Origin of the sequence: Candidatus Enterococcus testudinis (assembly GCF_002140915.1) — a bacterium.
GTDB classification, from domain to species: domain Bacteria; phylum Bacillota; class Bacilli; order Lactobacillales; family Enterococcaceae; genus Enterococcus_D; species Enterococcus_D testudinis.
Genome location: NZ_NGKU01000001.1, coordinates 1,143,846 through 1,162,991, shown reverse-complemented (window position 1 = coordinate 1,162,991; position 19,146 = coordinate 1,143,846). Strand labels below are relative to the sequence as shown.

At 42.1% G+C, this 19,146-nt stretch carries 17 protein-coding genes and 1 pseudogene; 7 read left to right on the top strand and 11 right to left on the bottom strand.

What is annotated here, in order from left to right:
- Nucleotides 1-4: 4 nt before the first annotated feature.
- Complete coding sequence (locus A5886_RS05555; protein ID WP_086274027.1) at nucleotides 5-1,831, bottom strand: beta-glucoside-specific PTS transporter subunit IIABC; 1,827 nt, start codon at nucleotides 1,829-1,831, stop codon at nucleotides 5-7.
- 269 nt (nucleotides 1,832-2,100) lie between these two features.
- On the opposite strand from A5886_RS05555, the gene A5886_RS05550 reads away from it, so the two are divergent.
- Both A5886_RS05550 and A5886_RS05545 read left to right on the top strand, forming a co-directional pair.
- Complete coding sequence (locus tag A5886_RS05550) at nucleotides 2,101-2,964, top strand: dihydrodipicolinate synthase family protein (RefSeq protein ID WP_086274026.1); 864 nt, start codon at nucleotides 2,101-2,103, stop codon at nucleotides 2,962-2,964.
- Nucleotides 2,961-3,602: an HD domain-containing protein gene (locus tag A5886_RS05545; RefSeq protein WP_086274025.1), complete on the top strand. Its 642-nt coding sequence runs from the start codon at nucleotides 2,961-2,963 to the stop codon at nucleotides 3,600-3,602. Before A5886_RS05550 ends, A5886_RS05545 begins: the two co-directional genes overlap by 4 nt.
- Nucleotide 3,603: 1 nt before the next feature.
- Here A5886_RS05545 and A5886_RS05540 read toward each other — a convergent pair whose 3' ends face one another.
- Nucleotides 3,604-4,302, bottom strand: coding sequence for a sunset domain-containing protein (locus A5886_RS05540; protein WP_086274024.1), 699 nt, complete (start codon nucleotides 4,300-4,302; stop codon nucleotides 3,604-3,606).
- Nucleotides 4,303-4,484: 182 nt separating this feature from the next.
- Between A5886_RS05540 and A5886_RS05535 the strand changes: the two genes are divergently transcribed.
- The 5 genes from A5886_RS05535 to A5886_RS05515 are packed head-to-tail and all read left to right on the top strand — an operon-like array spanning nucleotide 4,485 to nucleotide 9,226.
- Nucleotides 4,485-5,549, top strand: a complete 1,065-nt coding sequence (locus tag A5886_RS05535; RefSeq protein ID WP_086274023.1) for an ABC transporter permease — start codon at nucleotides 4,485-4,487, stop codon at nucleotides 5,547-5,549.
- Between the two features lie 12 nt (nucleotides 5,550-5,561).
- On the top strand, nucleotides 5,562-6,263 hold the full coding sequence (locus A5886_RS05530) for an ABC transporter ATP-binding protein (RefSeq protein WP_086274022.1): 702 nt from the start codon (nucleotides 5,562-5,564) through the stop codon (nucleotides 6,261-6,263).
- 11 nt (nucleotides 6,264-6,274) lie between these two features.
- The gene (locus A5886_RS05525) at nucleotides 6,275-7,762 is read left to right on the top strand and encodes a phytoene desaturase family protein (protein WP_086274021.1); all 1,488 of its coding nucleotides are present in this window, start codon (nucleotides 6,275-6,277) and stop codon (nucleotides 7,760-7,762) included.
- Entirely contained in the window at nucleotides 7,752-8,672 is a 921-nt protein-coding gene (locus A5886_RS05520) for a phytoene/squalene synthase family protein (RefSeq protein ID WP_086274020.1), read from the top strand. The genes A5886_RS05525 and A5886_RS05520 overlap by 11 nt, the downstream gene beginning before the upstream one ends.
- Nucleotides 8,672-9,226 (top strand): TetR/AcrR family transcriptional regulator, encoded by a 555-nt coding sequence (locus A5886_RS05515; protein WP_086274019.1) that lies wholly within the window; start codon nucleotides 8,672-8,674, stop codon nucleotides 9,224-9,226. Before A5886_RS05520 ends, A5886_RS05515 begins: the two co-directional genes overlap by 1 nt.
- Nucleotides 9,227-9,317: 91 nt before the next feature.
- Here A5886_RS05515 and A5886_RS05510 read toward each other — a convergent pair whose 3' ends face one another.
- The 9 genes and pseudogenes from A5886_RS05510 to A5886_RS05465 form a co-directional block, all read right to left on the bottom strand.
- A complete protein-coding gene (locus tag A5886_RS05510; RefSeq protein ID WP_086274018.1) occupies nucleotides 9,318-10,319 on the bottom strand; it encodes a sugar kinase in 1,002 nt (333 codons plus the stop codon).
- A 2-nt stretch (nucleotides 10,320-10,321) separates the two neighbouring features.
- Complete coding sequence (gene dagF, locus A5886_RS05505) at nucleotides 10,322-11,083, bottom strand: 2-dehydro-3-deoxy-phosphogluconate aldolase (RefSeq protein WP_086274017.1); 762 nt, start codon at nucleotides 11,081-11,083, stop codon at nucleotides 10,322-10,324.
- Between the two features lie 3 nt (nucleotides 11,084-11,086).
- Nucleotides 11,087-12,187, bottom strand: a complete 1,101-nt coding sequence (locus A5886_RS05500) for a DgaE family pyridoxal phosphate-dependent ammonia lyase (RefSeq protein WP_086274016.1) — start codon at nucleotides 12,185-12,187, stop codon at nucleotides 11,087-11,089.
- Nucleotides 12,171-13,283, bottom strand: coding sequence for an amidohydrolase/deacetylase family metallohydrolase (locus A5886_RS05495; protein WP_086274015.1), 1,113 nt, complete (start codon nucleotides 13,281-13,283; stop codon nucleotides 12,171-12,173). Before A5886_RS05495 ends, A5886_RS05500 begins: the two co-directional genes overlap by 17 nt.
- A 1-nt stretch (nucleotide 13,284) precedes the next feature.
- Nucleotides 13,285-14,388, bottom strand: coding sequence for a DUF871 domain-containing protein (locus A5886_RS05490; protein ID WP_086274014.1), 1,104 nt, complete (start codon nucleotides 14,386-14,388; stop codon nucleotides 13,285-13,287).
- A gap of 284 nt (nucleotides 14,389-14,672) precedes the next feature.
- Nucleotides 14,673-15,973 (bottom strand): annotated as a pseudogene (locus tag A5886_RS05480) (PTS sugar transporter subunit IIC).
- 116 nt (nucleotides 15,974-16,089) lie between these two features.
- A complete protein-coding gene (locus tag A5886_RS05475; RefSeq protein WP_086274012.1) occupies nucleotides 16,090-16,575 on the bottom strand; it encodes a hypothetical protein in 486 nt (161 codons plus the stop codon).
- Nucleotides 16,576-16,592: 17 nt separating this feature from the next.
- A complete protein-coding gene (gene dgoD / locus A5886_RS05470; protein WP_086274011.1) occupies nucleotides 16,593-17,741 on the bottom strand; it encodes a galactonate dehydratase in 1,149 nt (382 codons plus the stop codon).
- 38 nt (nucleotides 17,742-17,779) lie between these two features.
- Nucleotides 17,780-19,141 (bottom strand): PTS galactitol transporter subunit IIC, encoded by a 1,362-nt coding sequence (locus tag A5886_RS05465; protein ID WP_086274010.1) that lies wholly within the window; start codon nucleotides 19,139-19,141, stop codon nucleotides 17,780-17,782.
- Nucleotides 19,142-19,146 lie beyond the last annotated feature (5 nt).

Below are 19,146 nucleotides of genomic sequence, written 5' to 3'. Positions count from 1 at the left end.
TTGATTACAGGACAGGTGCGATCGACAACACATCATCTTGCAACTTACCTGCGGTTGGTTCGATTGGTTTGATCACAAAGTTTTCTTTATTTGTGACCACACAGATCACTGTTGGATCGTATCCTAAGTCTTTGATTGCTTGAAGATCAAAATGGATCAACGCTTGACCTTTTTTCACAACATCACCCGCTTGAACATCCGGAGTAAAGTGCTTGCCGGCCAATTGCACCGTGTCTAAACCTATATGGAACAATAGTTCAGCACCATTTTGTGTTTTTAAGCCAAGGGCATGATTGGTTTCAAATAACATGGTCACTTCACCGTCCTCAGGTGCGACCAACACGCCGCTATCTGGAATAATGCCGAAGCCTTCACCGATCATTCCACTTGAAAAAACATCATCATTGACTTCAGCTAAAGAAACGACTTGACCAGAGATCGGTTTTGATAATACTTCTGATTTTGTATCGATAATCACGTCATGTTCAGCAACTTTGTCTTTGAACAAGAACAAGACGAAAACAAACGAAGCGACAAAGGATATCCCTAGTGTAACGAAAGCCCAGATTAAATTCATCGGATTTGCTTCATCAACGAACATCGTGATACTGGCAAGACCTGGTCCCACCAATGCAAAACCTTTGATGGCAAAAATCCCGGCTGTTGTTCCGCCGATCAAACTTGCGGCCATGACACCGTATAACACCCGTTTGTGTAAAATCGTAACCCCATATAACGCTGGTTCAGTAATACCAAAAAGAGCGGAGATACCTGCTGAAATCGCTGTTGAGCGTAATCGTTGGTCTTTCGTACGAATGGCTACTGCAAAACACGCCCCAGATTCAGCAATATTATGTGCCAATGATGCCGGCAAGTACAATAATTCTGCGCCAAGCTCGCTCATTGAAGATACAGCATAAGGAATCATCGCTTTATGCATGCCTGTCACCACCATCAAAGGCAAGACGGCAGCCAACAATCCAGTAGCGACCCATCCCAATTGTTCATACAACCAAATAATCATTGCTGAAAAGACAGTGCCTACCTGAAAGCCCAAAGGTCCTAAGATCAACAACGCAATCGGAACTGTGATCAGCAAACTCATCATTGGCACAAAGAAAATCCGAATCGGTTTTGGTGAAAATTTGGTAAACCATTTTTCGATTTGTGCATAAAACAAGACAGTTAAGATTGCTGGAAACACTTGCGATGCATAGGCGATACTTTGCAGACCAAAGCCCATGAATGTTGCGCCTTCAGTCAGCATTGCTGTCATATCTGGCAAAATCAACGCACCTACAGCAGAAACTGCAACTAATTGATTGACCTTCAATTTATTGGCAGTCGTCATTGCCACCAAAATCGGCAGAAAGTATAATGGCGCGCCGCCAATCAAGTTCAGCACTTGATAGGTTTGACTTTGATTATCCAATATACCAATCAAAGAGGCCAATAAGAGCATTGATTTTAAGACACCGCCACCTGCCACTGCTGGAATCAATGGCTGGAAGATAGAAATGATGAAGTCCAGTAAAACAGCGCCCCAAGATTGTTTTTTGCCTGTGGTTGCACCACTATTATCTAGCTGATGACCTAAGACGTGCATGACTTCATCATATACTTCAACTACATCATTCCCGATGATCACTTGGCATTGTACGTTTTGACGTACACCAATCACACCATCGACTTTTTCCAATTGGTCCTTTTGCACTAGTGCATCGTCTTTCAATGTAAAGCGTAACCGTGTCGAGCAGTGTTCCAAATGTGCAATATTTTCTTTTCCGCCAACCAACGCCACGACGGATTTTGCCGTTTCCTTTGTATTCATCCTTCATTCTCCTTTTGATTGATTTTTTCTTTGTCGGCCAAACAAAGAAAAAAACAGGCAGCACCTAAAAAAACAATCAAAAAACCCAAAGGTTCCTTTTGCTTTCATAGGTCCTGCCTGCATTACCAGTCACATGCCTGTTTATTAACTGCATAATAACACGTTCAATTTGAAACCGCAACCATATTTTTTTATTTTCTTTTCGGAAACACCAACATTTGATACACTGGCAAAAAGAAAACAATTTTGACTACTGAAAGGTGATGCGCATGAACCCACTGACACATACACTACACGTTGCTGTACCGACTGCTTTTGATGCCCACGAACAACTGGATCAGCAAGCGACCATCGATCATATCCTTCGTTTACAAGAAGAAGGGATTCGCTCATTTTTGATCTGCGGTTCGACAGGTGAACAACACAGCTTGACGGTCACAGAGAAAATCAGCTTGATCGATGCACTTGCTGCTGAATCTAGATTCTCGGAAGAGGTTGAATTGCTTTTTGGCGTTGCAGCCATTCGCTACCAAGAAGCCCAACGATTAGCTGCCCATATAGCGAGATCAAGTATCAGCGGTATCGTACTTGGATTCCCTCCCTATCTTTGTCCTACGCAAACCGAAGCCATTGCTTATGCAAAGGGTCTGATCCAAGCAGCGAACAAGCCTGTGATCCTCTATAATAATCCGCGGCGTACCGGTTTTGATTTGAGTGTGGAAAGCTTGTATACCCTCGCCAAAGATCCGCGTGTTATTGGCCTGAAGGAAGCCGGCGATGTGCAGCGAATTGCCGCAATCACATCCACCCTCTCTGCTGACTTTCGTTTTTATGCTGGTGGGGAGCAAGAGTTGATCCAAAAAGTCCAACTGGGCTTCAACGGCTTGTCTTCTATGGCTGGCAACCTTTGTCCACAAGAAATCATTCAGTGTTGGCAGGTGCTCACGCATTCGAAAGATCTCAATACCGACGATCCAGCATGGCTGCGTATCACAACGGCAGCTGCTGGCGATCCGACCAAAACTATCAGTTATTTGCCATGGTTGAAAGCACAATTAACTGCCAAGTATTCCAGCTTTGGCGCTTGCCGCAACCCCTTAGGCATGACCCACGTAGAAGGAGCAGTACTGTGATCAATCCGGCATTGAAAGCTTATATTGAAGAGAAGATCATTCCGCTCTATCTGCCATTTGATCCAAGTCATTCTCCAGAACATGTATACCAAGTAATCCAAAACAGTTTTGAGATTGCGACAGACTTACATGTGAATTTCGATATCGTCTATACAGTTGCGGCCTATCATGATACTGGCATGCGTGACGGGCGCAAAAATCATGAAGCGACGTCGAAAGCCATTGTTATGGCAGATCCTCATTTGCCTCAGTTTTTCTCTGGTCCGCGCATTCAGTTGATTGGGGAGGCAGTGGAAGATCATCGTGCCTCATTAGCCACTGAACCGCGATCCATATACGGTAAAATTATTGCTGAGGCTGACCGAGATTTGGATTTCCAACGGATTTTGACCCGCACCTTGAGCTATGCCCTCCATGTCAAAGGCATCAATCATCCAGATCAATTGAGGCAAGAAGCTTATCAATATATTGCCAATAAATATGTCACAAATCGTCGTTTCCAGCTTTGGCTGCCTTACCAAAAAAACAGCCAAGGCTTAGCGGAAATCACTCAGAAAATCAACGATCTCCAAGCCTTTGAAGAATCTTTCAACAGTATATATCAGCAAATCAAAAAAACCAGTCCGCAGACTGGTTGATTTATTTTGCTGGTCGAAAACCGGCTTTCACCGCTTCCACCTCAGTTTTGAAATATTTTATTGGTTTGGTGGTTTGTTTATAATATTGACTGCCGGGCAAATGGAAAATTTTGGCAGAAGAACCTTTAATCGTTCCATTTCCTTTAGAATCGACATATTTCTTGGTGCCATTGTGAAAAGGATTGGTGACACTGCCCGGTGCTTTGCTGCCTTTTTTGACCAATTTCACTTGTATGGCTTCAACCTGAAAACTCAACCCAGAGCTGCCAGCTTGTGCGCCATTCTTGGCCCAACCTAACCAGCCATATTGCGGAATATTGACACGATAATATACATCATATTTTTTGGCTAGATCCCCCGTTAAACGAATTTGGATTGCTTCCATCCGCAGATTTTTGCCAGTCGTCCCCGCAACTGTACCGTTAGAGCGGTAGGTTTTGTCCCAACCTTGTTTTTGGCTATAAGCTTTATATTCAATATTGCCATTAACCTTTGTATTGCTGATTTTTAGCTTGATCGCTTCTAAACGCTTATTTTGACCCGTAGTCCCCGAAGTCTTGCCATTTGATTGCCAACTTTGCCAACCCGATTTTTGCAAGGAACTTTGGTACGTGACAGTCGGATTTGACGCCGCTTGACCCGTGATCGGAGCGACAAAGAAAACAAACAACAGTGAGAGAACCAACAATGACTTTTTCACTTAAACCCCTCCTTTTTTCAGTTTATTATCTCAGTTTCACAGCAAAAAAACAATTTTTATTTAACGAATCAACACAATAATGATTGACTATTTATCGAAGGAATCAAGCAATTTATTTCTCATTGATGAACCGACATGATACAGTGATTTTATCACTTGATAAAATCATAGGAGGAATGTTTATGTTTTTGGCAATCAATGAAATACGCCATTCAAAATTACGTTATGCCCTTGTCGCAGGGGTCATGTTTTTAATTGCTTATCTGGTCTTTTTCTTAACGGGGTTGGCTTATGGTTTAGCCCAAGATAATCGGACAGCTGTCGACAAATGGGATGCGTCGCAAATCGTTTTAACAGAAGAGGCCAATGACAATCTCAATATGTCAATGATTCCTAGAAGTACGTTTGACGAAATCGACGCTGACGAAAAAGCGCTGCTGGCGCAAACTGCTGGTGTCGTGACCAAAGAAGACAGTCAAGAAAAGATCAATGTCAGTTTCTTTGGCATTGATCCCGATCAGTTTTTGACACCAGATATCACTGAAGGCGACCTTTTTTCATCGGACGATGAAGCGGTAGCTGATAGCAGTGTCGCAGATGAATATGGACTTGCCATCGGTGACACGGTGCAATTGGCCGGTAGCGACAAAGAATTGACGATTGTCGGCTTTACCGATGATGCTCGCTTTAACGTGGCCCCTGTCTTCTATACGTCTATTGGGGCTTATCAAGAAATCCGTTTCGAGACCCAAGATGACAGTGACCAAGCCAGAATCAACGCCATTGTGATTCGTGGAGATGTCCATGATCTTCCAGATGATTTGGTGACCACACCAATCAGCGACTTTATCAATGAATTGCCAGGATACAGTGCCCAAGTATTGACCTTTGGCTTTATGATCGGCTTTTTGATTGTGATCGCTGCAATTGTGATTGGGATTTTCATTTACGTATTAACCATGCAAAAGGCTGATATTTTTGGGGTAATGAAAGCCCAAGGAATCTCCAGCCGCTATATTTCCTATTCAGTGATTGCACAGACTTTCTTATTGGCTGCTTGCGGTGTGCTGCTAGGCGTTGCGGTCACCTTTGGCACCGCGCTGATTCTTCCGGCAAGCGTCCCTTTCCAAATCAATTGGCTATTTTATGTCGTGTTGAGTCTACTGATGATCGTGATCGCCATAATCGGTGCCTTCTTCTCAGTACGCACCATCGTCAAAATCGATCCGTTGAAAGCCATTGGATAGGAGGAAAATAATATGCGTGCAATCGAGTTTAAACAAGTAGAAAAATCATTCAAAGATGGCGATACCACCATCGAAGCGTTGAAAGAAACCAATTTTTCCGTTGAAAAAGGCGAATTTGTGGCCATCATCGGTCCTTCAGGATCAGGTAAAAGTACCTTCTTGACGATCGCCGGTGGTCTGCAATCACCTTCAAAAGGACACGTTTTGATCAACGGAGAGTCCTTCAGTGAACAAAAAGAAAAACAGCGGGCTGCCACTCGTTTTAAAGAAATTGGCTTTATTTTACAAGCTTCGAACCTTGTGCCTTTCCTTACGGTCAAAAAACAATTACAATTAGTCGATAAAGTCAGTAAAAACACCCAAACGCAAAGTGGTGAAGCGTTATTTAAACAATTAGGGATTGCTGACTTAGTCAATAAATATCCAGAAGATTTATCTGGTGGGGAACGGCAACGAGTCGCCATTGCCCGCGCCCTTTATCATGATCCTACGATCATTTTGGCCGATGAACCTACCGCAAGTTTAGATTCTAAGAAAGCCATTGAAGTCGTCGAGATATTGGCACGAGAAACCAAAGAAAAAGACAAAGCAACCATCATGGTTACCCATGACACACGTTTGATCGATTATTGCGATCGCGTATTGGTCATGGAAGATGGGGTACTAACTGAACAAGACCATCAAAAAAAAGCAGTTGATTCTAACGATCACTAAAAGGAGTTTGAATGAAAAAGATTATTGTTGTCGGTGCAGGTGTTGCTAGTTTATCTGCCGCTGTTCGTTTGCAAAAGTTAGGTTATCAAGTCACTTTATATGAAAAAGAAAGTCAGCCTGGAGGAAAAATGAATCAAATCAAAGGACAAGGATTTACCTTTGATGTGGGTCCCACGATTGTGATGATGCCAGAGATTTATCGCGAAGTCTTTACCTTTGCTGGTGTTGATCCTGATGATTATATCCCAATGGAAAAAGTTGATCCGATGTTGGATCTGCATTTTTCTGAACAAGAATCCCTGTCGTTCTCTAACGATTTGGTTGAATTGACAAAATCACTCGAAGCCATTTCAGAAGAAGATGCACAAGGGTATTTCGCCTTCTTGGCCGATATTTACAAACGGTATGTCATTGCGAAAGAAATGTTTATCACCAAATCCTTTCGGACATGGCGGGACTTTTACAATCCCAAATCCTTATGGGCAGGTCTGAAGCTCAAGACCTTCAGCGATGCCTACTCCTCCATCTCTAAATTTGTCAAAGATGATCGGTTGCGCAAGTCGTTGGCGTTTCAAACTTTATATATAGGGGTCTCGCCTTATCAGGGTCCTTCTTTATATACAATTATTCCGATGATCGAATTGATGTACGGTGTCTACTTTATCAAAGGTGGAATGTACACATTGGCCAAAGGTCTAGCCCAACTATTTGAAGAGTTAGGTGGGACCATCCATTACGATAGCCCTGTCGAAGAAATCGTCATTGAAAACAAACAAACCAAAGGCATCCGTTTTGCAGGCAACCTGATTGCTGCGGATGCTGTGATCTGCGGCGCTGATTTTCCTTATGCAATGTCTGCTTTGATCCCTGATGAGAACAAACGCGGCAAATATACAGACAAGAAGATTGACGCGATGGACTATTCCTGCTCTTGCTTCTTGCTCTATCTTGGTTTGGACAAAACTTATGATCAAACAGCACTCCATAATATTTATTTTGCTGATGATTTCAAAAAAAATGTCGATGATCTTTTTGAAGACGGTCAATTACCACAAGACCCCTCCTTCTATCTGTATCGACCAAGTTTGCTGGATCCGTCATTGGCACCGGCTGGCCAAGAAGGCTTGTATGTCTTGGTTCCAGTTCCTGAATTATCAAAATTCAACGATTGGTCTGATTCAGTAATTCAAGACTACCGCCAGCAAGTGATTGACTTGATCAAAGAAAAAACACCTTATCATGATATCGACGCACATATCGTATTTGAGAAAATCTATACACCAGAAACGTTTAAAGGGCGCTTCAATGCCTATAATGGCGCCACTTTCGGACTGAAACCAACTTTGGCACAAAGCAATTATTATCGCCCCCATAATAAATTCGACTATGCTGAAGGTCTATACTTCTGCGGCAGCAGTACCCATCCTGGGGCAGGTGTTCCAATTGTGATGCAAAGCGCCAAACTTGCAGTAGAGGAGCTTTTGAGAGATGACCGCTAAACAAATCGATTTTGATGCCTATCAGCAAGACTTTGCCTATTGCGAAGCGATTATTAAAAAACATTCGAAAAACTTCCATACCGCTTTTTCGCAATTACCAAAAGACAAAGCCCGCGCTGTTTATGCGGTTTATGCCTTTTGTCGTCGCGCGGATGATGCTGTAGATGAATACCAAGATCCAGAATTATTGGCACAAATGGCGCAGCAGCTTGACGTGTTGAAACAGGCACCATCTGACCAAGCGCGCTTGGCGCTTTATTCTTATGATTCAGATCCTGATCATAGGATTTGGCGGGCTCTAGCACTGACATTCATTCAGTTTGATTTGGATTATCAGCCTTTCTTTGACCTGTTGACGGGACAAGCGCAAGATTTATCCTTTGAACAACCAGTGACAGAAGCGGATTTGGCGACATATAGTTATTATGTTGCTGGCAGTGTCGGACTGATGCTGCTGCCCATTTTGTCCAGCCATGCCAAAGAGATCCAAGAACCCGCCAAGAAATTAGGCGAAGCGATGCAGCGAACCAATATCTTGCGAGATATCGGTGAGGATCTTCGCATGAACAGAGTCTATTTGCCAAAAGAAACCATGCTTGCATTCAATCTGACACAAGACGATTTGTCCTTGGGAAATCAACTTGATTCTTTCATTGATTTGTGGGAATATGAAGCAAGGATCGCTGAGTCATTATACGAAGCATCCTTTGAGATGATGCCTTTGATCGATCAAGATTGTCGAGAATCCTTGATGGCTGCAGCCTTGATTTATAAGGAGATTCTTCACGTGATTCGAAAACAGCATTATCAAGTGATACACCACAAACAAGTTGTGCCCAAACAGCGCAAATTGCAATTATTGTTTACAGCAAAAAAAATGCTGCGACAAACCGATCTGGAGGTCAATTGATGTACGAGCAAATTTTACAAGTCGCCGAATCATTTTTTATGCAACAAGGGTATCATGGTACGTCTACAAGACAAATCGCAGATGCCTTAGGAATCAAACAACCAAATATCTATTATCATTTTAAAGGAAAAGAAGCGATTTACTTTGAGGTCATGGTCACACTATCACAAGAAGTATCCGTCAATCTTTGGCGTATCGCAGAAGATCCTGCGTTGACATTGGCTGAGAAAATCTATGAGATGTTTGCTTTTTTGAAAAGACGGCATCCTGTCAATTTTTATATGATGATGAATGATATTCAACATTCGGTTTCTAAGGATACCTCATTCAAATTGTATCTTCTTTGGAAAGAAAATTATCAAAAACCGATCGTGACTCTTTTTGAATCCAGCGACACCAAGATCCGCGGTGGCGTTAGTGCTGAATTTGCAACCAGTCAATTGTTTATCTTGTTGGCAGCCCATTTGGATGTCAATCAACAAACCCATGATCAAATGGCTCCTGCGATCGATCTTTTCTTGCACGGATTGATCAATGAAACGCCTGAAGCTTGATTTTTGTCAAATAGGTGCTCTTAAATTTTGCTATCAAATTAAAAATACCGCAAAGCCAACTGTTTCAAACAGTCTACTTTGCGGTATTTTTCTATCGAATCAAATCTGTACCCGGTGCATGCATGACTTGTTCTACCTGTTCAACAGTGGTCAAACAGACATCCCCTAACATAGTATGCGCCAAGACTGCATTGTTGATTGCAAACGTTGCGGTTTTTTCGATGGACCAATGATTGGCATATCCATAAAGAATCCCTGCTGCATAGGCATCACCGGCGCCGATCCTGTCAAGGACTTGCAGCAATTGGGCATCTGTTTCGTAAGCCGCTTCTTTGGTGATGATTTTGCCAGTGATAAATTGTTGATCAGCCACTGCCAAACGTTTCGTTCCACAAAACCACTTGATATCGTAGACGTCCATGAAAGATTGAATCAATTGATCATCTGTTTCGTCAGGGAACACTTTGCGGTAATCCAGCAATTCAGCTAAATCACGTGTTGACCCAAAGACGATATCGCTATAAGGCAAAATCGTTTTATAGCGTTCTTTCAACTTCGCCCGATCGGCCGCATCATTTAAGCTGGGGCGGAAATTAAAATCAAAGCAAACTGCTACTTGTTGCGCTTTTGCCGCTTGTGCTAAAGCCAATGCTGTTTGCCAAGTTGCCTCCGTCAAACTTAACGAGATACCGCAAATGTGTACCAGATCGACTTGCGCCAAAAAATCATGCAGTGCATAAGTATCTGGTCCTGATACGCCAAAAGAACTATTGTGGCGGTTTTGATAGGTGACATATGTTGGACGTGCACCATAACCTACCTCTGCAAAATAGCTGCCGATGTGGTTGTGCCGTTTGCCGACAAATGAAGTCTGGATCCCATAGGTTTGCAAGTTGGCCTTTGCTGTATCGCCTAAGCGATTGTCAGGTACTTGGGTCAACAGTTTCGTGTCCAACCCAAAATGGGCCAGATTGCCTAATAAGTTGACCCCAGTGCCTGTGAAATCCATCCGCAATGAGTGGGTTTGCTCTAATGTTCGATATTCCGGTGGCGTCAAACGCATCATCACTTCACCGTAAGCCCCGATCCGCATCGCTACCCCTCCATTGATCCATTCTTTTTAAGGACATTTTTGGTCATTGCTAAGAGTGTTTGCACATCTTCAGGTCTGGTATCGCCAGTTTCCCCGTCAATGATCGAACTATAAATATGCGGGATAATTTTTTTGACACCTGCATCAACAGCGATTTGCAAAATTTCTTCGTAATTGTCCAGATCGATACCGCCAGTTGGTTCCAAATAGAAATCATGGGCGGCACATGCTTTTGCGACTGCAATAAATTCTTCTTTGTGGGCCAATCCTTTCATTGGGAAATATTTGACCGAGCTTGCCCCCATATCTTTCAATAAAGCAATTGCTGTTTCGACAGGTATCTCAGCAACGGGTTGTTGGCTGCTTAGCGGACCAGTTGCAATATTGACGTAGCCAACTTTACCTGTCGGCGAAACCAATGCGTTGATCACGGTTTCTGATTGACCCAACAGGGCTCTTGAGGCAGCTGCACCTGTAAAGACTTGATTGACATGTTGCGGTTGTAATTTAGCTGAGATACGAGTCACCATGGTACTTTGATTTGGATCACCCGCACCTAAGCCCACTGAAAGGGCATTATCGGTTGCGGCTTGATACCGTGTCATGTCTTCGATGGCCGCTTCATCTGATGAATAGTTTTTCGAAAGCACACCTAAGACGACGTGCCCTTCTGCTGCTTCGTAACAAGCTTGCGCATTTTCAACTGATTTTGCCAAGATATTCAGGCAAACCCGTTCATTTAGATAATTGGGTGTTTTGTTCATTTTTCAAAAATCTCCTATCATGATTTGGTGCAATCTTTCAACGATTGCGTGCATCTCGCTGGCATCAACTGCCCGTATATCAAATTCAATGATCCCATTATTGGCTTGATACTCTCTCGTATAAATCGCAGGATTCTCTGTTTTCAACGCTTTGATCACCGCGATTGCTGAACCATTGCACACTTTGACACTGGCACGGTAAATATCCCGACCGGCACCGTCTTGAACGATGGTTGCTTGCAGTCCTTCTATTTGGTTGATGCGATCGATAAAAGGCTGCAGCCGTTGTTTCATAGAAGTACCAGATTCAGTACCATCAGTTAAATAGGCAACTACTGCTTCGGTGAAGCCAAGGATATTGTCTTTGCCGATTTTCATCGAACGACCGATACCTTTTGATTGCAGACGTACCCATTCAATATAGTTTCCTTTGCCAACCACTAAACCAGCACTCGGGCCTGATAATGCTTTGGCGCCAGAGTAAATCACCACATCTGCCCCCGCTTCGCTGTAAGCAAACAAATCTTCTTCCGCCGCCGCATCAACGATCAATGGTATCTGATGGGCTTTGGCAACTTCTGCCGCTTGCGCCACTGTCAGCATACTTTTTTGTACCGTGTGATGACTCTTGATATACAAAATAGCAGCAGTATCTGGGGTGATCATTTGGGCAATATGTTCTGCTGTACACATATTGGCATAGCCCGCTTCCACCACTGTGCCACCCCCTTGGGCCACCATCACTTCGACAGGTGTCCCATAATCTACATTGTGGCCTTTGGGTAAAATGATTTCCCGCTTGCTGATCTTCGGGCTATAAGGATGATACAGATGGTACAGATCCCCTTGGCCAATCAAGGCAGCCACAGATTGCGCGATTCCTGCTGATGCAGAGGATACGATCTGGGCATCTTCCACGTTCAACAACTTGGCTAAGTAAGCGCCGGTTTTCACAGCGAGGTCAGCCATTTCAAAAAAGTGTTCACCGCCATATTTCTGTGCTTTTAAAACACCGTTGCTGACTTTGGAAACACCCAATATTGTCATTTTACCTGAAGCATTGATGACTTCTTTTAACGCCAGATCGTCAATAGTCAGTTTCAAATAGTTCTCCCCCAATCACTACTTTTGATGGTATGATCTGAATCGATGTATTTCGAGTATTGCCGTTTGAATCAGTCAACACTTTATCAGCTGCTTTAAAGGAGAAAATCGTCAAATCTGCATCATATCCTTCCGCAATTTTGCCTTTGGTTGTTAGACCAAATTGAGCGGCAGGAGCAATCGTCACTTTCTCGATGATCTCTTTCCAATCATACCCTACGACTGCTAATTTTTCCATTGTGGTTGCCAAGTCATAGACGGGTCCATTGGTTCGATTGCGAATATAGATATCAGAACTGATCGATGACGCTTTGATACCAGCTGCCAGTGCTTTTTCAGCCACATCAAAATTAAAACTGTCTGTACCATGACCAATATCAAAGGCAATGCCTTTATGATAGGCATCAAAAACAAACGGTTTGATTGATTGATTTTCTTGGTCCAAAATACCATTTGCTTTGCCGTTGAAACAATGGGTCAACACATCATGTTTTTCCATGCGGCCTAAAATTTCATCCAGCGTGGGTGGCGCTGACCCGATATGGACCATCAGCGGCAAGCCTTGATTGGCGCGTTGAATGTCTTTTGCAAGGTCTAACGGCGTGATGCCATTATCCCCAATCACTGTTTTACTCATTCTTGCTTTAAGCCCAACGATAAAGTCAGGATATTTTTTCAACACATCTGTTACTAACTCAGCTTTGATTTTGGATAGGTCTGCCAGTTCATCTTGTTCAACAATGCCCCATTTAGAGATATTGACCAGTGCAAAAACGTTGGTTTGGGCTTCTTTAGCCAAATCATTAAAGCGATGAATGTTCTCAGCGCCAGTTGTTCCTGCATCAATCACCGTCGTCACACCATGTTTATACCCAATCTCGTCTGGATAATCATAATATAAGGTCATTTTTTCAAAACAATGAACATGGTCATCAATCCAACCAGCTGAAAGATATTCGCCTTCCTTTAAGCAGATTTCGTTTTCTGCTAGGGCATCGATAGAGGGAGCAATTTGCTGAATCTTGCCATCCTTGATGCCAATATCCATTTGTTGCTGATCAATCGTCTGTGCTTGACGAATAATCAAATCAAACATCCTAACTCATTCCTTTCTTGTCCGTAAAGGTGAATTTAGACCATGGATGAATAAAGTCCAATAACAACAAATCAGACGCAGCAATTTGGCCAACTTTATTTTTTCGTTCATCAGCGTGCGGTTCCAAAACAACTTGCAACTCATTTTTGTACTTGCCAAAACCATCATTTCCAATCACCACATCGCCTCTTTGGAAAGTAGCTAGCTGGTCATGGGCAGGATTGGCTTCGTGCTTATATTTTTTGCGGACTTCAGTGGATCGAATCATTCGTGATGTTATGTCTCCTCGACGATAATGCTGCTCATTCAATACGATTTGGCGCTCTACATCATTTGCTTCTGATGCAAATTCGATCGTAAAGGACGTTTGATACCGATCAATGGCACCCATTGCTGCCAATTCTGCTTCTGAAGCGTAAGCATTCCCGATAATCACATCATCAATCACACCTGTCGCAAATAAATGTTTGGCTGCTGCATCTGCTGGCAAATGACGGTGCATTTCCAATGTAGGCAGCCCATCATTGATATCCCATGGTCCGATGTTCCCGCTTTCTGCTGTAACAAAAGCCGCAGTACGAATGCCTTTTTCTTTGAAACGACGGCTGCATTGCATAAAGAAATCATAAGGCAGACCGGTGCCTTCTTGCGGATAAAAGTTGTGACAACCATACAAAAAAGGAATATTGGCTTGATAGGTCAAAATATTGTCTAAATATGCCACGTCGTTGCTCATATTTAGTTCAATCGCTAAACCAAAAGGATTGTAAGTCAACATCGCCTCTTTATTGCCATCGAAACCAAGATCAAGACGAATCCCATCTGCGCCTAATTCATGGAAGAACGTCAGGTCATCATATGAAATCTCGAGTTCTTCAAAGATACTTGGTGCTACATCCAAAATCGTTTCAAAGCCTAAAGATTTCCCATAATCAATCAAGCCTTTAAATTTCGCTTGCACGTTTTCTTTGCCTTCTGTGACCTCTAACATACTCATAAAAATGCGGCTAAAGCCATATTTTTGTGCTAAAGCTAAGTAGGCTTTGTCATCTTCGATGTTGCTATGGTCTGGATAAACGGAGATACCTAATTGTCGTTTTGTCATTTATTCAACCTCATTTCTTCATAAAAAGTCGTAAACCTTGTCAATAAGAGTGAACTGCACAGTATCGTCACCGTAATAATCAACCATGGCGCAAAAGGCAAATTTATACTCAAAACTATTACCATCGTAATCACCACGATCATTCCTAACGTTATTCGCCAAAAAGACAGTTGTTGCATCTTCTTTGCGAAGGCTGATTTTGTTGACCATATCTGGCAGGCAAAAAATAATACCATTGCATAGATGACCATACTTGCACCTCTTTCTTATCGGATGTTTTATTTTTACATTTCTGTTGTTTCTTCAGCTAATTCTCGTTCGATTTGTTGTTTTTCAAATACTTTAAAGAATGGATAATAAATCGCCAATGTGATCAAGAAGTTGACAATAACTAATGCGCCAGCTGCCACACTCCAGTTCGTACTCATCCATGCGGCAATCGGTGCCGGAATCGCAAAACCTAATCGGGCAGCCATCATCGGTACGATACCGGTTGTGGTCGCAAAGTACGAAATTGTCGTTGTAATCAAAGGTGCCACTAAGAATGGTATCCCTAAGATAGGGTTCATCACGATTGGCGCACCAAAAATGACTGGTTCATTGATGTTGAACAATCCTGGTAATAGAGACAAACGGCCCAATTGTTTCAAATATTTGGACTTTGAAAAGACAAACAACACGACCAATGCCAGCGTTGTTCCTGCCCCGCCGATCCATACAAACCATTGTAAAAATTGTTCGGTAAAGATATTCGGTAAATCATGGGCATTGCCAGACAGTTGAAACGCATCCATATTTTCCGCAATAGAAATATCCCAAAACGGACGAATGACTGGACCCATGATCGCTGGTCCGTGGATACCCAACACCCAGAAGAAACAAATCAAGAATACTGTCAATAAACCGCCGAACAAACTATTTCCCGCCAAGACATCTTTCAATGGCATCAATAAGTTGCTTAGGAAAGCATTGATATCAAAGCCAATGATATGACGAATCACCCAGAATAAGACCAAGATCGCGCCTCCAGGAATCAATGCCATAAATGAATTTGTCACTTCTGGTGGTACACCGTCTGGCATTTTGATGGTAATATTTTTGACGATAAAGAATCGATAGATTTCTACTGAAAGAATCGCCGTAACAATGGCGCCAAATAGTGATCCTGACCCTAGATTCGCCACATTGATATAACGTCCTGCATCAATGATCCCCTCAACAGAATCAAACACACGTATTGGCGGGGCAGCGGTTACAAGAAAGGCCATCGTTGCCAAAATCCCTGCTGTCAACGCATCTAGTTTGTAACTTTTGGCCAATGATGATGCAATACCAAAAGTCGCATAGAGTGCCAATAAGCCAACGGTATAACGAAACGGAATATCTAATACCTCCCGATAGGCTCAATCACTGCAGCAACCGATTCAATAGGAAAATTCAATAGGATCGTGAAAAATGACCCAACAATCGTGAGTGGCAATGTTGCAATGATTCCCTTTCGTATCGCCACCATGTGCCGTTGCATCCCCACTTTATTTGCAACTGGCATCAATTTTTCTTCAATAAATGCGACAAACCCGTTCATATAACTCCTCCTAATTATAACATTATAATGTTTACGAGGGAAATGATAACATAGGAATGTGTGTAAGTAAATGACAAATAAAAAAAAGGCTGATGATCATTCATCAACCTTTTAATTTAATGTGTATTCATGGCTTTCTTTTTGCTTTCAGATAGTTCACCTATAATGAGTTTATCTGATAATCCCAACTGTTTGAAATAAGATGTTAGAACTTCGGAAGTATCTTCAAAAAAGAATGAAAATTGATTGTTTTTTCGATTATGAAAAGTAACAAAGGATTGTCCATTGCCTAGATTCTCAATTTGAATCGCAATATATTGCTGATAATCGCCGTTTAAAACACCAAATTTTACTAAATGATCATCAGCCAAACCATCTTTAAGAAAACCAATCGCACAGATCAAAACGGCAAATGCAATCATTTTTACTTGATCCGCTAACTGTTCTGGCCAGAAAATAATTAAAACCATCATAGCAAGTGTCAGTGAGATAATTTGCTTCAATCGGCTTCTCTTAGTAACTAAAGTGATGCGCTGCTGTTCCCGAATTTGTAAAAAAATCAACAGCATGAGAAAGACCACCACAATGATTGCTTCTGCCATTTTTATTCCCTCCTAAATTACCATTCCGCTATGGTGCCGTCATAATTTTTCCACTGTGGATTAGTCCATACCAATCCTTCTTGGGCAATTTCTTTTACGCGGTCTTCATCCATCTCAAGACCTAAGCCTGGTTTTTGTGGTAAATCAACATAACCATCTTTGTATTGGAAAACCTCTTTATTTTTTACAAAATCGAGTAAGTCAAACCCTTTGTTATAGTGAATACCTAAACTTTGCTCTTGAATGAATACATTCGGCGTGCAAGAATCCACTTGAAGGGTTGCTGCTAAAGCAATTGGTCCATATGGTGCATGCGGAGCAACTGCAACATCGTAGGCCTCAGCCATTGCTGCGATCTTACGTGTTTCAAGAATACCTCCGCATAAAGCAACATCTGGTTGAATAATATCAATGGCTCCTTCTTGGAATATCGACTTAAATTGCCATCTAGTATAAAGTCTTTCCCCCGTTGCTAAAGGAACAGAAACTGCTTGCGCAACTTCTTTAAAGTGCTCCTCATTTTCAGGAAGTACAACTTCTTCTAGAAACATTGGATGGTATGGCTCTAAGGCTTTTGCTAATACTTTTGCCATTGGCTTATGAACTCTACCATGAAAATCAACGCCGATATCCAGCTTATAACCAAATTTCTCACGTATAGATGCTACTCTCTCTACAACTTCTTCGACTTTTTCATAAGAATCTATATAGTGTAGTTCTTCTGTTGCATTCATTTTAACTGCTGTAAATCCACGATCAAATCGATCCTGTGCTTGTTCAACCACTTCATTTGGCCGGTCGCCGCCTATCCATGAATATACTTTGATTCGATCCCTCGCGGCACCACCAAGTAATTCATAAACAGGTACCCGCAAAGCCTTCCCTTTTATATCCCACAAGGCCATTTCTAACCCTGAAACGATTGTTCCATGAATAGGTCCACCTCTAAAGAAAGAGCGATGCATTATTTGAAATAGGCGTTCAATTTCAAACGGGTTTTGTCCCACCAAAAAGCGGTTTCCGACTTCATAAGCGCCTGCTACCACTGTTTCAGTCTTTGTACCCGAAATCATTTCTCCCCACCCTTCGATGCCTTCATCTGTTGAAATTTTAACAAAAATCCAACGGGGTTTTACCTTATAAACAGTTATCTTGGATATTTTCAAACCATACACTCCCTTTTACTATCTGAAAAATAGTCTACTTAATTTTGTTCAACTACTGATTCATTGTTAACTTTCTTGATGCCTTCAAAGAAATACCATACACCACCAAAAGCGAGCAATAAAACTGGTATCCCAATAAGAGGATTGTAGGTAAAGGCTAAGAACACAAGATAACTTTGAATCATAGAAGTTGCTGCAAATGAAGATATCAACATTGAACTTGAACCTAAATCAATTCCTACTTGTTTTGCAATCTCTGTTAAGATTGGTGACGTTGCAGAACCACACCATAATAATGAAGCGGTAACAACTAAACCGATAATAATATTTTTCAGCAAATTACCTCTTGTTAATGCAACAACCATAGCGACCCGAAATGGGACTACGGCTAAATCTGCAAAAGGCAATACCCTGTTGCCCGGTAAAACAAGTGCTGTCGCAATCGTTAATGGAATAATAATCAGGGCCGTTGTAATCACGTCAGGATTACCAACAACGACTGCGGCATCTAAGCCAATAAACAATCGGCGACCTTTGAATTTTTTTTGAGACCATTTTTGTGCTGCATCAGAGATTGGCATCAACCCTTCCATGAAAAGAGAGGTCATTTTAGGTATTAAGACCAAAACTGCTGACATACTCACGCCAAGCTGAAGGACTGCTTTGATATCGTAACCAGCCAGAATTCCAATAACGATACCGATTACACCACCCATAATCATTGAATCCCCAAAAAAGCCAAGATATTTCTGTGCATCTTTAATTGTAAACTTAGAATTTCTAAATACAGGAATTCGATCCAATAACCAATTCAAAGGCCAGGCAATAACCAATGAAGAAAGTGCCGACACCGTTGGCAGTGATACACCAGGAATACCAAAGAAATCTTCAACCAAAGGCTGCGACCAATCTGACATTTTAAACGTAACGACTGCCATAACAACTGATGCACCCACACCTAATGCGACATTTTTAGTAACAAAATAGACCATTACCCCTACTATAGCCATATGGTGATAATTCCATATATCAACATCCAACGTTTGTGTACGCTTTAGAATCAGCATGATAACATTGACGATCAAAATGGCAAAAATCAAGACAGCGATGATAGGCGAAGCCCATGTGATAGCAGCAATTGATCCCCAACCAACATCTAATGCATCTAATTGAACACCAGTCCGATCAACCATCGCTTTCGCTGCAGGGCCAACATTTGTGGTCATAAAATCCAAAATCAATTTGATCCCTGCAAAACCAATACCCAAAGTTAACCCAGATTTGAATGCACGTGATATCTTCAGCCCAAAAATCATACCGATGATGGTGATAATAACTGGCAACATCACTGTAGGTCCTGCGTCAATAAAGAAATTAAACACATTCATTACAATTTTCATTGTAT

Bases quoted from the DNA above. Each gene is read 5' to 3' on its own strand.
- A5886_RS05475 (WP_086274012.1), bottom strand. From the start codon at position 16,575: ATGGCAGAAGCAATCATTGTGGTGGTCTTTCTCATGCTGTTGATTTTT.
- A5886_RS05520 (WP_086274020.1), top strand. From the start codon at position 7,752: ATGACCGCTAAACAAATCGATTTTGATGCCTATCAGCAAGACTTTGCC.
- A5886_RS05515 (WP_086274019.1), top strand. From the start codon at position 8,672: ATGTACGAGCAAATTTTACAAGTCGCCGAATCATTTTTTATGCAACAA.
- A5886_RS05490 (WP_086274014.1), bottom strand. From the start codon at position 14,388: ATGACAAAACGACAATTAGGTATCTCCGTTTATCCAGACCATAGCAAC.
- A5886_RS05525 (WP_086274021.1), top strand. From the start codon at position 6,275: ATGAAAAAGATTATTGTTGTCGGTGCAGGTGTTGCTAGTTTATCTGCC.
- A5886_RS05550 (WP_086274026.1), top strand. From the start codon at position 2,101: ATGAACCCACTGACACATACACTACACGTTGCTGTACCGACTGCTTTT.
- A5886_RS05465 (WP_086274010.1), bottom strand. From the start codon at position 19,141: ATGAAAATTGTAATGAATGTGTTTAATTTCTTTATTGACGCAGGACCT.
- dagF (WP_086274017.1), bottom strand. From the start codon at position 11,083: ATGAACAAAACACCCAATTATCTAAATGAACGGGTTTGCCTGAATATC.
- A5886_RS05510 (WP_086274018.1), bottom strand. From the start codon at position 10,319: ATGCGGATCGGGGCTTACGGTGAAGTGATGATGCGTTTGACGCCACCG.
- A5886_RS05555 (WP_086274027.1), bottom strand. From the start codon at position 1,831: ATGAATACAAAGGAAACGGCAAAATCCGTCGTGGCGTTGGTTGGCGGA.
- A5886_RS05530 (WP_086274022.1), top strand. From the start codon at position 5,562: ATGCGTGCAATCGAGTTTAAACAAGTAGAAAAATCATTCAAAGATGGC.
- A5886_RS05535 (WP_086274023.1), top strand. From the start codon at position 4,485: ATGTTTTTGGCAATCAATGAAATACGCCATTCAAAATTACGTTATGCC.
- A5886_RS05495 (WP_086274015.1), bottom strand. From the start codon at position 13,283: ATGTTTGATTTGATTATTCGTCAAGCACAGACGATTGATCAGCAACAA.